This is a genomic window from Bradyrhizobium algeriense (genome assembly GCF_003062295.1).
In the GTDB taxonomy this organism is placed as follows: domain Bacteria; phylum Pseudomonadota; class Alphaproteobacteria; order Rhizobiales; family Xanthobacteraceae; genus Bradyrhizobium; species Bradyrhizobium algeriense.
Window position 1 is genome coordinate 224,251 of sequence record NZ_PYCN01000003.1, and the last position, 16,125, is coordinate 240,375.

Consider the following 16,125-nt stretch of genomic DNA (forward strand, 5'->3'; position numbering starts at 1 on the left):
AGCCAAAAAGGACCTTTTCTCATGCCCCCACGCAGAACAATCATCCGCAGTGTCGTCGCCGCCGCCCTGCTTTCGCTGGCCGGCACCAACGTTTATGCGGAGCCGTTCCCGACCAAACCCGTGCGCATCCTGGTGCCCTACGCCGCCGGCGGCGCCGTCGACGTGCTGGCGCGCACGCTCGGGCAATCGCTGTCGAAGACCTGGGGACAGCAGCCGGTCATCGAAAATCGTCCGGGCGCCGGCGGGACTATCGCGTCGCAGGCGCTCACGCAATCGGCGCCGGACGGTTACACGCTGATCCTGGTGGCAAGCGGCCATCCGCTGAACCAGTTCTTCTATCCAAAACTGCCCTACGACACCTTCAAGGATTTTACTGCCATCAGCGAGATCGCCTATTCGCCGCTGGCGATCGTGGTGTCCAAAAACAGCCCGGTGAAGAATTTGCAGGAGTTGCTGGCGACCGCGCGCGAAAAGCCGGAGTCATTATCGTATGGCATGTCCGGCAACGGCACCTCGGCCCATCTCGCCGGTGAGCTTCTCAACTACATGGCCAAGGTCAAGATCCAGGCGATCCCCTACAAGGGCGGCGCCCCTGCCCTCACCGCAGTCATATCAGGCGAGATTCCGATGAGCGTCAATCCGCTGCCCGAAGTCGTCGGCCAACTCGAAGGCAATGCGGTGCGCGCACTTGCGGTGACGACGGCGCAGCGCTCGAAGGCATTGCCTGACGTTCCCACGATCGCGGAGGCAGGCATCCCCGGCTATGACGCCTCGGTCTGGTGGGGTTTTCTCGGCCCCGCCGGCATGGCGCCTGACCTGGTCGCCAGGATCCACGCCGACCTTGCCGCCGCGCTGAAAGATCCGGTGGTTCTGACCGCGCTGGAAAAGATGGGCGCCACGCCGGTCGGCAACTCGCCAAAGGATTTCGACGCCTTCATGCGCACTGAGGCCGCGAAATGGGAGCCGGTGCTGAAAGAGGCGAATATCAAGATGCAGTGAGGTCATCGAGCCGGCTTTGCACGGTCACCGCGCATTCGCCGGCGCATGCACGTGCCACAGATCGGCGCGCCAGTGCAGCATGACCGCCAGCATCAAGGCGAGGCCGGCCGTCGCGTAGAGTGTTCCGGTCGCCGCGAATCCGATCTCGTCGATCAGGCTGCCGGCGGCCAATAGGCCGATCGGCAGGCCATAGATCACCATCATGCGCACGCCCATCACCCGGCCGCGGAAATTCTCGCTCGCGGTCCGCATCAGGATGACGGCGATCGAGATCATGGCGAGGCTTTGCGAGAAGCCCGCCACCACCAGGCACGCAATCGCGGTCGGCACGGTCTGCATCTGCACGAAGATCAGCAAGGTCGCATACCAGACGACGGTGGCGCCGATCATCAGCCGCGCCACCCGGAGATCGCGGATCAAACTCAACACGATCGAACCGGCCAGCGAGCCGATTGCAAAACTCGCCGACAGATAGCCAAGCCCGGTCTGGTTGGTGCCGTAGATCGCCCTGGCGATGTAGGGCAGCAGGCCGTTGGAGAGCGGATAGGCCGTCAGGTTGGCGAGGAACGCCACCCACAGCGCAGCCTGCATCCGCGGCGTGGTCCAGACATAGGCCACTCCCTCCTTGAGGTCGCGCAGCGGCGAACGCTGCAACGCCTCGCTGGCAGCCGCGCCCGCGAGTTGCGGCTTTGCCGGAGCCACGATGCACAGCGTCAGCGCGGTAGCCGTAATATAAAGGCAGACGATCGCCACATAGGCCGGGCCCATGCCGAGCGCGGCAAACAATCCGGCGCCGCTCAGCGCGCCGGCGATGCGCGCGGTATCCATCGTCGTGCGCGAGATGCTGATCGCCCCGATCAACTGGCCATGCGGCATGATGGTCGCCACCAAAGCGCCGCGCACACCGAGGTCCGATGGGCGGACGATGCCCATGACGGCCGCGACCATGAACACATAGAGCGGCGCGAGTTGGCCCGACAGCGCCAACGTCATCAACACGGCCGCCAGCACCGCGTAGGTCGCGCGCATCATCGCCAGCAGATCGCGGTGACCAATCCGGTCGCCAACGACGCCGAACATCGGCGCGACCAGCGTACCGACATAACCGAGCGAGGCGAACAGAGTGAGCAACAGCACCGAACCGGTCTCGACCAGCACGTACCAGCCGAGAATCAGCGTCTCCATCTCGAACGCCCACGAGGTGAGCAGATCGGCCGGCCACTGAAAACGATAATTCCTGATACGGAATGGTGCGAGCGCGGAAGGCCGCGCGGGCTCGCTCAAGATGCGTTGTCGCGGTTCATCGCGGTCCACCCTGCTCTGTTTCTTGTTATGCAGAACTGGATAGCAAGCCGCGCCCGGCGTTTCAAGCCGCCGACTTCAAGCAGCCGACATGGCCCTGCCGCGGTGCGAGAGCAACAACCGCCTCACGTCGATGGCCGGTATCGCGGGGCTGAACAGATAGCCCTGCATTTCGTCGCAGCCGAGGATGTACAGCAGATTCCGCTGCTGCTCGGTTTCGACACCCTCCGCCGTCGTCGTCATGTCACTGGCGGCCGCGATGTTCACCACCGCCTGGACGATGGAGGAGGACGCGCCGGGACCGGCGATATCCTTGATGAAAGAGCGATCGATCTTGATCTTGTCGAACGGGAAACGCTGCAGGTAGCTGAGCGAGGAATAGCCGGTGCCGAAATCGTCCAGCGCGATCCGGACACCCAGCTTGCGTAATTGATGCAGCATGTCGAGCGCCGCCTCGTCATCGCGAATGAGCACGGCCTCGGTGATCTCGAGTTCCAGCCTGCTGGCGGGAAGGCCGCAAGCCGCGAGTGCCGCCGCCACGTTCAACGCCAGCGACTGGCTCCTGAACTGCACCGGCGAGACGTTGACCGCGACGCGAACGTGATCCGGCCAGGTGGCGGCCTCTGCGCAAGCAGTATTGAGCACCCACAGGCCGAGCTGATTGATCAGGCCGCTGTCTTCCGCGATCGGGATGAATTCCGCCGGCGAGATCATGCCGCGTTCGGGATGCCGCCACCGCAACAGCGCCTCGCAGGAACTGATCTTGCCGTCCTCGATGTTGACCACCGGCTGATAGTAGGTCTCCAGGCCGCCATTGTTGATCGCCTGACGCAGTTCGAGCTCCAGGCTTCGCCGCGCCCTGGCGCGCTGATCCATGCCGGTCTCGAAGAAGCGGTAGGTCCGCCGTCCGTCGCCCTTGGCGCCGTAGAGCGCGAGGTCCGCATTCTTCAACAACTGGTCGAGGTCCACCCCGTCGCCGGGGGCCACCGCTATGCCGATGCTGGCATCGGTCGTGATCAGATGTCCCAAGCATTCCAGCGGCTGCCTGATCGCCGAATGGATTACATCAACGAGCTGAGTGGTTTCCGACCGGTCCTTGATGGCGGTCTGAATCACGGCGAACTCGTCGCCGCCGAGCCGGGCCGCCACATCGGTTTCCTTGAGGCATCCGCGCAGGCGCTCGGCGACGCCTTTGAGCAGTTCATCGCCGATCGGATGGCCGAGCGCGTCGTTGACGCTCTTGAACTCGTCGATGTCGATATAGAGCACCGCCAGTTGCTCGCCAGGCCGTATCGCCTTGAGCGACTGTTCCAACCGTTCGCGGAACAGGATCCGGTTCGGCAGGTCGGTCAATCCGTCGTAGTGCGCCAGATGCGCGATCTTCTCCTCTGCGCGCCGTCGCGAAGTGATGTCCTCGATGGTCGCGACCCATCCGCCGCCCTTCAGCGGCCGGTTGATGATCTCGATCGCCCGGCCACCCGGCGCTTCCGTAAGCTGCCGCGTCGCCTTGCCGAGCGACACTGTCTTGATGATCGCATTGCAGAATTCGTCGACGTCACCGTCGAATGATCCGGTTTGCTTCCGGTGGGCGATCAACCGCTGCATGGTGCAGCCGGGCTTGGCCACGTCGGGCGACAGTCCGAACATGTCGAGATAGGGCTGGTTGCAAATGATGATCCGCGCGGATGCATCATAGAGAACAAGGCCTTGCGGGATGTTGTTCACGGCAATCGAGAGCTGGCGCCGCTCGGCCGCCAGCCGCCGGTCGGTCAACCGGTCACGCCGCAGCAGCAGTCCGGCGGCCACGGCCAGAACGGCGACGAGCGCCAGCAGCAGGCGTTCGCGAAGACTCCATCCCGAGGTCGCAATGCCGCCGACAACCGCCGCCGCGAGCAGCACGCAGCATGCGGCAAGCCGCGTGATCGTTGCGGCCCTCTCCGCAGGGCCGGCAGAACCGCTCGACATTTGCTGGCCGCTGTCGATGTCCACCCGAAATGGCTCCCCGCGCATCCCCCGCCAAGATGTCCCGGTTTGGCGACGGGGCCTGCGTCAGATGAAAAGTTAGCGTGCGATCGGACGCTGCTACGACGCCCTGCGATACTGTTACACAACACAGATGGAAGGCGCGTTACAACTTGCGGTTAGCAATCGGTTACCTTGCACACGCGCTGGCTCCAATCCGCGATCTGGCATCGCAGGTTACCGAGGCGTGACCGGCGGGCGGCTGCTCTCGTGCGGGGTGGTAAACGAATGATTAATCCGAAGCCGGCGTCGCGCGCGGCCGGAAATGCAAGAAAGCCCTTATTTTCCAGCGCAACTGACACCCGACGACGATGGCGGGACGGTGCCGCAAAAACGAATCCTGACCGAGATGCCGCGGATTTAGCCGATGCGAAACCCCGCCTGTTTAACCGTTTCGCTAGCCGGCGCTGCCCATAATGGGGGTCAGACCCCAATTCATGAGATCCAACACCGTGACATCCTTCGGACGTGTGATTTCCGTGCGCGGCTCCCTCGCCCGGGTCGGACTTCTGGCGTCGGGCCAGGTACCCGTCTCCGAAGCGCGCGCTACCGTCGGCCGCTTCATCAGTATTCGCTGTGCGGCGGCCACCACCATCATTGCAATGATCACCGAGGTGTCGTGCGAGAACCAGCCGAGCTCCGATGAATACATGGCGACCGCGTCGGTCGACCTGCTCGGCGAGATTTCCGGCGGGGAGCGCCCCAAGTTTCAGCGCGGCGTGACCAACTATCCGACCATCGGCGACGCCGTCGACCTCGTGACCGCCGAGGACCTCCGCACCGTCTATGCGCCGAGCGGGGCGGATCAGATCAATGTCGGCACCCTGCAGCAGGACCGCTCCGTCATCGCCTATGTCGACGTCGAGGAGATGCTTTCCAAGCACTTCGCGGTGCTCGGCTCCACCGGCGTCGGCAAATCGACCAGCGTTTCGCTGCTGCTCAACGAGATTCTTAAAGCCCGGCCGAACCTGCGGGTGTTCCTGCTCGACGTCCACAACGAGTATGGCCGCTGCTTCGGCGACCGTGCGCTGGTGCTCAACCCGCGCAACCTGAAACTGCCGTTCTGGCTGTTCAATTTCGAAGAGATTGTGGACGTCCTGTTCGGCGGCCGCCCGGGCGTGCCCGAAGAGCTCGACGTCCTCGCCGAAGTCATCCCGATGGCGAAGGGTCTCTACACCCAGTATCAGAACTCCGACCGGCTCGGGCTCAAGCGCATGGACCCGAAGTCCGGCGGCTACACCGTCGATACGCCGGTGCCCTACCGGCTGACCGATCTGATCTCGCTGATCGATGAACGGATGGGCAAGCTGGAGAACCGCTCCTCGCGCATCATCTATCACAAGCTGATTTCGCGCATTGAAACCGTGCGCAACGATCCGCGCTACACCTTCATGTTCGACAACGCCAATGTCGGCGGCGACACCATGGCGGAGGTGATCAGCCATCTGTTCCGCCTGCCCGCCAATGGCCGGCCGATGACCATCATGCAGCTCGCCGGCTTCCCCGCCGAAGTCGTCGATTCCGTCGTGTCGGTGTTGTGCCGCATGGCGTTCGATTTCGGCCTGTGGAGCGACGGCGTGTCGCCGCTGCTGTTCGTTTGCGAAGAGGCGCACCGCTACGCCTCGGCCGACCGCAACATCGGTTTCGGCCCGACCCGGAAAGCCGTTTCGCGCATCGCCAAGGAGGGCCGCAAATACGGCGTCTTTCTCGGCCTCGTCACCCAGCGTCCGGCAGAACTCGACGCCACCATCATCTCCCAGTGCAACACGCTGTTTGCGATGCGGCTTGCCAACGACCGCGACCAGGCGCTGTTGCGCTCGGCCGTCTCGGACGCCGCCGCGAACCTGTTGTCGTTCGTACCCTCGCTCGGCACCCGCGAAGTGCTGGCCTTCGGCGAAGGCGTGGCGCTGCCGACGCGGCTGCGCTTCAAGGAGGTTCCGGTCCATCAGTTGCCGCGCAGCGAAGCTACCATCGCGTCGGTGCCGTCGGTCTCCGCCGGCCATGACATGCATTTCGTCTCCGCCGTGCTGGACCGCTGGCGCGGCGCCACCTCGAACCGCGACGTGCCGAACGATCCCGGCATCAACGACCGGCCCGCCGCCCGCGTCATGACGCCGGTGGAAGCGCCGATGCTGCAGCCCTCGATGGGGCTGGACCCCGACCGCTTCTCGCTGCTGAAAAAGCCGCTGCGCTGAGGCCGGAAGCGTTCGCGCGGATTCTTCGCGCGGGCCGGTATCCACTTCACAGCAAAAAGCTATATGGTCCCGGCAACGCCGCCTCGCGGCCTTAAGCCGGAACCTTTCATGAGCAAGCCCGTCACCACACGATTTCAAGCGCCCGCCATCGACAAGCTGCCGGAGGACATCCGCACCCGGATCCTTGCGGTGCAGGAAAAATCCGGCTTCGTCCCGAACGTCTTCCTGACGCTGGCTTATCGTCCGGACGAGTTTCGCGCCTTCTTTGCCTATCACGACGCGTTGATGGAAAAAGACAGCGGGCTGACCAAGGCCGAGCGCGAGATGATCGTGGTGGCGACGTCCGCCGCCAACCAGTGCCATTACTGCGTGATTGCCCATGGCGCGATCCTGCGCATCCGGGCCAAGAACCCTGTCATCGCCGACCAGATCGCCGTCAATTACCGCAAGGCCGACATCACGCCACGGCAGCGCGCCATGCTCGACTTCGCCATGAAGGTGAGCCAGGAGGCCAACACGGTTTCGGAGGGGGATTTTGCGGAAGTTGCCGGCCACGGCTTTTCCGACGATGACATCTGGGATATCGCCGCGATCGCGGCCTTCTTTGCGCTGTCGAACCGGCTTGCCAATGTCACCGCGATGCGCCCGAATGACGAGTTCTACATGATGGGACGGCTGCCGAAATAACCTGAGAATTAGCCCAAGGATTAGCCCATGAATTAGCCTGGGCCCCGGAGGTTTCCCGCGTTGCTGGACTGGAGCGAAATCATACTGCGTCTCGGCATCGCCACGTTCGCGGGCGGGCTGATCGGTCTCAACCGCGATCTGCACGGCAAGCCGATCGGATTGAAGACGCTGGGGCTGGTCAGCCTTGCAACGGCCATGCTGCTGGTGATGGCCCATTCGGACGAGGCCAAAATCGTCTCGGACGCCGGCAGCCGGGTGATACAGGGAATCCTGACCGGGATCGGCTTTCTCGGCGCCGGCGTCATTGTCCACGCAGGAGGTCAATTCGGGGTTCGCGGGCTCACCAGCGCCGCCTGCACCTGGCTGGCGGCCTGCATCGGAATTGTCTGCGGTCTCGGACAATGGCGTTTGGTCATCGTCGCATTGGTCATCACCTTCGCCGTTTTGACCGTTGGCGGCCGCATTGAACCCTGGCTGCACAAGAGGCTTGGCGGCAAGGACGAAGCCGAACAGGAACCGCCCTCCTCTCCGTCGGACAAGCTGCCGACCTAGCCGCTTGTTCAATCGGCGGGTCCGCACCAGCCCGGCAGATAGACCGCGTCCTTGCTCCTGGCAAAGCCGAGCGCCTTCTCCATCGCCTTGTCGAAATTCGCCTCGACGCTTTTGCGCGAGATTTTGCGGCGCAGAAAATCCGCCCACAGAAATTCGCTGAACGGAGTGATGTCCTTTGCAAAACCGCCGACGCGGCGCAATTCTCCGGCGAGGCTGCGGAACGGATCGTCTGCCAGGCCCGTGACCGACTTCGGCAGGTCCTTGAAGTGCCGCCGTTCGCCCTTGGCGTCGTAGGGATAGGCCCATCGCTTGTGATCCATCACGGTCCAGAACGCCTCGCGCTCGACCATGGTGAGATCGCCGATGACCGTGACCAGGACATGCTCGACGCCCTCATCATGCAGTGCACGCGCCAGATGATGATGGTCGACGACGTAATGGTGCTCGTCCGGCCCGAGCACGACCGGGATCATGTGCTTGCCGAGCAGCTCGGCGCGCTTCTTTTCCGACTTGTGCTCGCGCCAGCGCTCGCGCTTCTCTTTCACCTCTCGCAGGCCGACCGTCATCTGGGTCGGACGCAGTGACAGGATCGGGACCGGCTTGAGGATCGGGTCACGCGTGTTGGCCATGGTTGCCCCTCTGCTTCAATCCTCGTGCCCGAACCCGCAAAACTGCCCTGTGGCAAACTTTTATCATGGCATGATGGTGCGGGCCCTCAAATGGCCGCGACCCAAGGTTTGCGGCAGGCATGCCAGGATTTGGCGGAAGCCAAAGGCCACGGGCTTCCGATCGACGGCAGCCAGTTCCATCAGACGTTGCGCGGATGGATGGCTGCCCCGCGTCCTTCATGTTGCAAGATTTCATGTTGGAAGCGCTGCCGCTGTGCTAAGAAAGGCGCAGGATTTTTCGCGGATCGGCGGCAGTGAAAACCCAGCGGCCCATTATTTCGGATGATGAGCACGTCGTGCTCAAGTTCCGGCCGCGCACCTCCGCCCACCCGCCGGGCGGACGGGAAGAACCCGATCCGGCCAATACGCCCAATACCAAGACGCCCAACACCAAGACGTCCAACACCAACACATCGCCTACGGCGAACGATCTGTCCCGCTACGAGCGGCCGCGCGACGAGGGCGACGATTTCCGTCATCGCATGCTCGCCAATGTCGCCGCGCTCGCGTTCACCGTGGCGCTGACCGCCATCGGCATCTGGCTCGCGGTCAGCATCGCCGATCTGCGCAAGACCCAGGACTGCGTGCTGATGGGCCGCCGCGACTGCGCCCGGATTTCGGTGACGCCGCTGGGGTAGTGGCGCACACCGCTCGATTCAATTGTCAAACAGCCCGGGCCACGTAGCCCGGATGGAGCGCAGCGCAATCCGGGATTCCCTGACCGCATCGACACCGCCGCCGGATTTCGCTGCGCTCCATCCGGGCTACAAGATTCCCGGTTCAGCCGTCATTGAGATACACGTCCGCATTCTCGCGGCGCGCTGCGCCCGAGCTTTACTGAAATTCCTTTCCCTCAAAACAGAGGGAGCAGGGAATGCCGGGTGCTTGCTGCACCCGCGGTCTCGTGTGCAATGGGCACAAGGAAGTGCGCACACGAGCATACAGGTACAGCCGGAGCACTCCGGCATCCCCTGCGCAATGGGTTGACGGCTTATGCCGCGCTCTCCCTGGAGACGAATTCGTCTTGCCTCCATCGCTGCCGGCTTGATGGCTCAATCGATCCGGTTGGATCGAAGTCGCCACCGACAGCTTGGCACCAGCCACGGGTGTCGGGACCACACGGTTTTGCCGTACGCTTCAGCGCCGTACGTCTTGCGCGCCGTGTCCGCTCACGGATAACCGCCCTGCGAACGACTTCTCGCGCCTGACGCTGCCGCGTCCATCACATCCCGCCCCAACGTTCGTGACGATGGCCAACGCCCCTCTTCTTTGGGACGGGATGGCGGGTTTGTAGGACTGATTTGGGGGGATGGCGAAGCGGATTATTTTTGCAACCGAGACTGGACGGGGCAAATCAGCTTGAAGTTGTTGGAGAAAATCGTCCCATCGCGCACGCCCGAATAGCCTCAGTCAGCCGCCTGTGGGCCTCATCCCTAGCTTCATCCGCATTGTACCAATCGAACCGGGCGAGAATTAGGTGCACCGTCCCGGGAATTCCCGTTACGTTAGGTCAGGACAAAACAAAGAACACAAAACAAAGAACACTTGGGAGGCGACATTGAATCTTTCGATCGCTGCAGCAGGTTTCCTTCTCGCAACTCTCGCTTCGATTCCCGCACTGGCACAGACGAGGGCTCTGGTGACTGAAGAGATGATGGTCAAGACATCAGATCCCGGCATCGAAATATATGTCCGCAACAAGCGGCCGGCGGCCATGACCTCGTTCCGGCCGGAGCAGACCGTGCTCTACGTCCACGGCGCGACCTATCCTTCCGAAACGGCGTTCGACCTCAAGCTCGATGGCGTGTCCTGGATGGAATACATCGCCGCGCGCGGCTATGACGTGTGGCTTCTCGATCTGCGCGGCTATGGCAAATCCACGCGGCCCGCCGAGATGGCCGACAAGCCCGAAGCCAATCCGCCTGTTGTCACCGGCCAGACCGCGGTCAAGGACGTCGGCACCGTCGTCGACTTTATCCTGCAGCGCCGCAACATTCCTCGGCTGAATCTTCTGGGCTGGTCCTGGGGCACGACGCTGATGGCCACCTACACCACGCAAAACGCCTCGAAGGTCGAACGTCTCGTCCTCTACGCGCCTTCGTGGATCCGGCAAACGCCTTCGCTCGTTCAAACAGGTGCCGGAAAACTTGGCGCATACAGGATGGTCAACCGCGATCAGGCAAAGGAGCGGTGGTACACCGGCGTGCCCGAGGACAAGAAAGCCAATCTCATTCCCACCGGCTGGTTCGATGCCTGGGCCGATGCGACATTCGCAACCGATCCGGTCGGCGCCCAGATGAATCCCCCGGTCGTTCGCGCCCCCAACGGCGTCGTGCAGGACGGCGCCGAATTCTTTGGCGCCGGCAAACCCTATTACGATCCCGCGAAGATCACGGTGCCCACATTGTTGGTCGGCGCCGAATGGGACCGCGACACGCCGCCCTACATGGCGCAGACCCTGTTTCCGCTTTTGGTGAACTCGCCGGGAAAACGCTACGTCGCGTTGGCAGAAGGAACGCATACGATCATCATGGAACGCAATCGGCTGAAGCTGTTCGAGGCGGTGCAGGCGTTTCTCGATGAGGCGAAGAAGTCGTGAGAGGCAAGCGACGGGCCGGACTAGCGAAGGTGTAGACCGCATGGGGCCTTCAGTACAGAAGCTGTTGGAAATTGCGGGAACGCCGTTCGTTCGAGACATTGAGTGTTCAATCGAGAGCCTCGACCATCTCGGCGAAATCGGAACCTCGATACGAGATGTCCTTGCGCGGAAGAATGGATTTTTCTGCTTCGAGTCTGCGCTTCGCTTCTTTCCTTCAGTTACCGTCGAAACATCATGGGGGCTTGCCGAATGGAATTCGTCTGACCTTTGGAAGGCGGACTATCGTGGCCTTGCGAATAATATTTTCTGCTTTGCCGAAGACGTATTCGGGCAGCAGTTCGCTGTCTGTGAGGGAAAGATTGGAACATTCGAGGTCGAGACTGGAGACTTCCGGACTGTGGCGCTCTCCTTGGAGGAATGGGCCTCAATGATGCTCCTCGACTACAATCAAATGACTGGATTCAGCCTCGCGCACGAATGGCAAGTTCGGTATGGCCCTCTTCGTCCGCGCCACCGGCTAATGGCCAAGACACCTTTTGTGTTGGGCGGAGAATATTCTCTGGAAAATTTTGCGGCACTGGATTCCCTGCAACTAATGAAAACCCTTGGAAATCTTGCGCACCAAATTCACGCCCTACCGGATGGTTCGAAGGTCAAGTTCAAGGTGATTTGAGCTCGTAGGATGGGTGGAGCGCAGCGATGTCAATCAATTGCGCGGCCTGAGACGGCGATGGGTTTCGCTGCGCTCTACCCATCCTACTGGCCTGGACACAGCGCAGCGATAATCGACCAGAGACGAACGTGGACAAGATCGATTTCAAGAAGAAGCTCGCAACGCTCTACAGCGCGCCTAATGGCAGTTTTGCTACCGTCGACGTGCCGGTCATGACATTCGTCAAGATCGACGGCAAAGGCGACCCCAATCGTGATCCAGCCTACAAGCTTGCCATCGAGTGGCTGTATTCCCTGAGCTACGCGATGAAATTTGCCAGCAAGGCCAAATCGGGAAAAGACTACGTCGTTCCGCCCCTCGAAGGCCTTTGGTGGGCCGACAATCCCGACGATTTTGTCGGGCGCCGGAAGCAGCTGTGGCAATGGACGATGATAATCATGGTGCCCGACTTCGTTGACCGATCCCTGTACGAGGCTGCCCTGGCAAGATTGCGGGACAAGCTCGGGGAGCCTCCGGTTTCGCTGCGCCTTGAGCCATTGGACGAAGGGCGATGCCTGCAGACGCTGCATATCGGCAGCTATGACGACGAAGGCCCGACGCTCGCCAGGCTTCACAACGAGATTATGCCTGCGACGGGGGTGACGTTTGCCGGGCCACATCACGAGATCTATCTGAGTGATCCACGCAAGACGCCACCGGAAAAGCTCAAGACGATTCTGCGGCAACCGGTCAGAAGCGCTGGCTGAAGGCCACGACCTTTACCCATCAATTGCGGACAAGGCGGCGATGGGCCGCGCTCTCCCATCCTGTGGACGCAATTGACTCCCCTATGCCCGGCGCGTGTCCCCAAAACGGCCGTTTCTGCCCAAAATCCATCCCCGCCCGCCTAGCCCCTTTCCATTGAACTCAGCCCCCTGCTCCGATATACGGGCTCTCGACTCCGGCCGAGGGGAACAAGGCTTCCGGGGCAGTTCACCCGCCTCCTCCGAGCCGTTCCGGAATATCTCCAATATATCAAAGGCTTAATGATGTCTTCTACATTCGATCAGATCGCCAACATTATCGCGGAGACCTGCGACATTCCGCGCGACACGATCAAGCCGGAGAGCCACGCCATCGACGATCTGGGAATCGACAGCCTGGACTTCCTCGACATCGCCTTTGCCATCGACAAGGCGTTCGGGATCAAGATGCCGCTCGAAAAATGGACCCAGGAGGTCAATGACGGCAAGGCCACGACCGAGCAGTATTTCGTGCTGCAAAATCTCGCCGATCGCATCGACGAACTGGTCGCCGCCAAGAATGCAGCCCCGGGCGCCTAGAGCCATTTCCGTTCCGATTGAATCGGAACGGGGCTCTAGATTCTTGGCTTTGCGCGTTTTCTTGACGCGAACCGGCCTCCACTTCGCTGGAAAACGCTTTAGTCGCCCGTCATGAACCTTGATTACTTTCAGCTCATCGACCGCATCGTCGACCTCAATCTCGACGAGAAGAAAATCACGGTCGAGGCCCAGGTTCCGGCTGTTCACACTATCTTCGAAGGGCATTTTCCGGGTTTCCCGATCATGCCCGGGGTGCTGCTGACCGAAGCGATGGCGCAGAGCTCCGGCTGGTTGATACTCGGCGTCTTGAAGTTCGAGCGCATGCCGTTCCTGGCCATCGTGAAGGAAGCCAAGATGCGGGGTTTCGTCAGTCCCGGTCAGCTGCTGACGATCGAGGCGAAGCTCGAGCACGAAGGTTCCGGTTTCGCCGTCACGAAAGTCAAGGGACGCGTCGGCAAAGAACTCAAGTGCAGCGCTGAATTAACCTTCGGTCTCACCCCCTTCCCCGACCCGGCCCTGCGCGTGCACATGGACGCAAAGGCCAACGAGATCGGCTTCCCACTGCAGGCGATAACGCATGACTGAACCAAAATCCGCAGGCGCCAAGGAAGTCTGGATCACCGGCATCGGCATCGTCTCGTCGCTCGGCGAGGGACTGGATGCGCATTGGGATGCGCTGAACGCCAGGAAGATCAACGTCGACGACAAGCGCTTTGCCCCCTACATCGTGCATCCGCTGGCGCCGGTGACGTTCGACGCCCAGATCCCGAAAAAGGGCGATCAGCGCCAGATGGAAGCGTGGCAGCGCATCGGCACCTATGCCGCAGGGCTGGCGCTGGATTCGGCCGGCATCAAAGGCGACAAGGAAATCCTGGGACGGACGGACATGATCGTCGCCGCCGGCGGCGGCGAGCGCGACCTCGCGGTCGACCTCGCGATCATGACTGCCGACGCCAAGGGCAATTCCAGCCCCGGCTTTCTCAACGAACGGCTGATGAACGATTTGCGGCCGACACTGTTTCTCGCCCAGCTCTCCAACCTGCTCGCCGGCAACATCGCCATCGTGCACGGCGTGTGCGGAACGTCGCGCACCTTCATGGGCGAGGAAGCCGCCTCCATCGATGCGGCACGGATCGCACTTGCCCGCATCGAATCCGGACAGAGCGAGATTGCCCTGGTCGGCGCCGCGCATAACGGCGAGCGGTCCGATCTGCTGGTCCTCTATGAATTCGGCGACTTCAATCTGAAAGAGAAGTACGCCCCCGTCTGGCAGCGCGAAGGCGGAAGCGGTTTTGCGCTCGGTTCCGCCGGCTGTTTCCTGGTGCTGGAATCCCGCGAGCACGCCGAAGCGCGCGGCGCCAAGCCCTATGCAAAACTGACCAAGGTGGTCGCCGACCTCGCGCAGCGCAAGCAGCCCGGCGCGGTGACCAAATCGCTGGAAGCGCTATGGCCGAAGCTCGGCATCGCCGGCGACAGCGGCAATCTGATCACTGGCGCGACTGGCGCCGAGCCGGTGACCTCGGAAGAAAAGGCGTTTCTGCGCCAGCATCCTGGATTCGCGGTGCGCGCCACCGGAACGATGTTCGGCCACACGCTGGAGACCCAGTTTCCGCTGGGCCTGGCGCTCGCCGCGCTTTCGCTCTCCCGCGGCGCGCTGTTTCCGCCTAACGATCCGACCGGGCTTGAGGTTGAAAAGGCTGATGCCCCGAACCAGATTGTGGTGGTGGGGGCCGGTCACTGGCAGGGCGAAGGCATGGCCCTGGTCGAGGCCGTCAAGTAATCGGCGCGAGAGCGCTTTCAGTTACGGCGCAACATCGGGGGAACCATGTCAGCACCATCAGATAAATTCGGCAGGCCGATCGTCGTCGTCACCGGCATGGGCGTGGTGACGTCGCTCGGCGCCGGCAAGACGGACAATTGGCGCAAGCTGACCGCGGGCGAATCCGGCATCCGCACCGTGACCCGGTTCCCGATCGATGGGTTGAAATCGACCATGGCGGGCACGGTCGATTTCGTCACCGTCGATCCCGTCACCTCGACGGGATTGACCGAGCGGCTGGCCGAAATGGCCACCGAAGAGGCGCTCGAACAGGCCGCGATCGGCGCCAAGGCCGATTTTCCCGGGCCGCTGTTTCTCGCGGTAGCCCCGGTCGAGGTCGAATGGCCGCAACGGCTCGAACTCGGACGCGCGATCGGCAAGACCGAATTCGGCTATGACGACATGCTGCGCCTCAGCGGCGGCGGCCGGTTCACAGCCTATCATCACCGTTTCATGTTCGGCTCGGTGGCGAGCCATCTGGCCGAAGCGTTCGGCACCAAGGGCTCGCCGATCTCGCTGTCGACGGCCTGCGCCTCCGGCGCGACCGCGATCCAGCTCGGCGTCGAGGCGATCCGCCGCGGCGACGCTGACGCGGCGCTGTGCGTGGCGACCGACGGCTCGGTCAACCCGGAAGCGATGGTGCGGTTCTCGCTGCTGTCGGCGCTATCGACGCAGAACAATCCGCCGCAGGCCGCCTCAAAGCCGTTCTCGAAGAACCGCGACGGTTTTGTCATGGCGGAAGGCGCCGGCGCGATGGTGCTGGAAAGCTACGAGTCCGCAATCGCCCGCGGCGCGAAGATTCTCGGCGTGGTGGCCGGCTGCGGCGAGCTGACCGACTCGTTCCACCGCACCCGCTCCAGCCCGGACGGCAAGCCGATCATCGGCTGCATGCGCAAGACGCTGGCGGATGCCGGTCTCGAACCGGAGCAGATCGACCACATCAACGCGCACGGCACCGCGACGCCGGAAAACGACAAGATGGAATACAACACGACCGCGGTCGTGTTCGGCGAGCATCTGCCGAAGATCCCGGTGTCGTCGAACAAGTCGATGGTCGGGCATACGATTTCGGCGGCCGGCGCGGTCGAGGCCGTGTTCTCGCTGCTCACGCTGGAGCACCAGCGGATTCCGCCGACCATCAATTACGAGATTCCGGATCCGGCGATCCTGTTCGATGTGGTCGGTAACACCGCGCGCGACGCCAAGGTCACCGCCGTGATGTCGAACTCGTTCGGTTTCGGCGGGCAAAACGCCTCGCTGATCCTGACCCGCGAACCGGTCTAGTAG

The 16,125-nt window shown here is 62.4% G+C and carries 14 protein-coding genes and 1 pseudogene; 12 read left to right on the plus strand and 3 right to left on the minus strand.

All coding sequences use genetic code 11. From position 1 onward, the window contains the following. Window positions 1-21 precede the first annotated feature (21 nt). A complete protein-coding gene (locus C7G61_RS08665) occupies window positions 22-999 on the plus strand; it encodes a tripartite tricarboxylate transporter substrate binding protein (protein WP_108514072.1) in 978 nt (325 codons plus the stop codon). 24 nt (window positions 1,000-1,023) lie between these two features. Here C7G61_RS08665 and C7G61_RS08670 read toward each other — a convergent pair whose 3' ends face one another. Both C7G61_RS08670 and C7G61_RS08675 read right to left on the minus strand, forming a co-directional pair. Next, the gene (locus C7G61_RS08670; protein ID WP_108514073.1) at window positions 1,024-2,283 is read right to left on the minus strand and encodes an MFS transporter; all 1,260 of its coding nucleotides are present in this window, start codon (window positions 2,281-2,283) and stop codon (window positions 1,024-1,026) included. 96 nt (window positions 2,284-2,379) lie between these two features. Beyond that, window positions 2,380-4,200 (minus strand): annotated as a pseudogene (locus C7G61_RS08675) (putative bifunctional diguanylate cyclase/phosphodiesterase); the annotation flags it as partial. A 560-nt stretch (window positions 4,201-4,760) separates the two neighbouring features. Between C7G61_RS08675 and C7G61_RS08680 the strand changes: the two are divergent. The 3 genes from C7G61_RS08680 to C7G61_RS08690 all read left to right on the plus strand — a co-directional run bounded on the left by C7G61_RS08680 (window position 4,761) and on the right by C7G61_RS08690 (window position 7,757). Beyond that, window positions 4,761-6,518 (plus strand): ATP-binding protein, encoded by a 1,758-nt coding sequence (locus C7G61_RS08680; RefSeq protein WP_108513688.1) that lies wholly within the window; start codon window positions 4,761-4,763, stop codon window positions 6,516-6,518. Between the two features lie 108 nt (window positions 6,519-6,626). Further along, entirely contained in the window at window positions 6,627-7,205 is a 579-nt protein-coding gene (locus C7G61_RS08685; protein WP_108513689.1) for a peroxidase-related enzyme, read from the plus strand. 60 nt (window positions 7,206-7,265) lie between these two features. Then, window positions 7,266-7,757, plus strand: coding sequence for an MgtC/SapB family protein (locus C7G61_RS08690; protein ID WP_108513690.1), 492 nt, complete (start codon window positions 7,266-7,268; stop codon window positions 7,755-7,757). 8 nt (window positions 7,758-7,765) lie between these two features. Here C7G61_RS08690 and C7G61_RS08695 read toward each other — a convergent pair whose 3' ends face one another. Further along, the gene (locus C7G61_RS08695; RefSeq protein ID WP_108513691.1) at window positions 7,766-8,386 is read right to left on the minus strand and encodes a ParB-like protein; all 621 of its coding nucleotides are present in this window, start codon (window positions 8,384-8,386) and stop codon (window positions 7,766-7,768) included. Window positions 8,387-8,679: 293 nt separating this feature from the next. On the opposite strand from C7G61_RS08695, the gene C7G61_RS08700 reads away from it, so the two are divergent. The 8 genes from C7G61_RS08700 (at window position 8,680) to C7G61_RS08740 (ending at window position 16,122) form a co-directional block, all read left to right on the plus strand. Next, on the plus strand, window positions 8,680-9,063 hold the full coding sequence (locus C7G61_RS08700) for a hypothetical protein (protein WP_108513692.1): 384 nt from the start codon (window positions 8,680-8,682) through the stop codon (window positions 9,061-9,063). A 1,001-nt stretch (window positions 9,064-10,064) separates the two neighbouring features. Further along, on the plus strand, window positions 10,065-11,024 hold the full coding sequence (locus C7G61_RS08705; RefSeq protein ID WP_244608197.1) for an alpha/beta hydrolase: 960 nt from the start codon (window positions 10,065-10,067) through the stop codon (window positions 11,022-11,024). A 40-nt stretch (window positions 11,025-11,064) separates the two neighbouring features. Further along, window positions 11,065-11,697, plus strand: a complete 633-nt coding sequence (locus tag C7G61_RS08710; RefSeq protein ID WP_108513694.1) for an SMI1/KNR4 family protein — start codon at window positions 11,065-11,067, stop codon at window positions 11,695-11,697. A 128-nt stretch (window positions 11,698-11,825) separates the two neighbouring features. Beyond that, window positions 11,826-12,443, plus strand: a complete 618-nt coding sequence (locus C7G61_RS08715) for a GyrI-like domain-containing protein (protein WP_108513695.1) — start codon at window positions 11,826-11,828, stop codon at window positions 12,441-12,443. A 282-nt stretch (window positions 12,444-12,725) separates the two neighbouring features. After that, window positions 12,726-13,019, plus strand: coding sequence for an acyl carrier protein (locus C7G61_RS08720; protein WP_028346689.1), 294 nt, complete (start codon window positions 12,726-12,728; stop codon window positions 13,017-13,019). A gap of 111 nt (window positions 13,020-13,130) precedes the next feature. After that, a complete protein-coding gene (locus C7G61_RS08730; protein WP_108513696.1) occupies window positions 13,131-13,604 on the plus strand; it encodes a 3-hydroxyacyl-ACP dehydratase FabZ family protein in 474 nt (157 codons plus the stop codon). Next, window positions 13,597-14,799 (plus strand): beta-ketoacyl-ACP synthase, encoded by a 1,203-nt coding sequence (locus C7G61_RS08735; protein WP_108513697.1) that lies wholly within the window; start codon window positions 13,597-13,599, stop codon window positions 14,797-14,799. Before C7G61_RS08730 ends, C7G61_RS08735 begins: the two co-directional genes overlap by 8 nt. A gap of 45 nt (window positions 14,800-14,844) precedes the next feature. Then, a complete protein-coding gene (locus C7G61_RS08740; protein WP_108513698.1) occupies window positions 14,845-16,122 on the plus strand; it encodes a beta-ketoacyl-ACP synthase in 1,278 nt (425 codons plus the stop codon). Window positions 16,123-16,125: the final 3 nt, after the last annotated feature.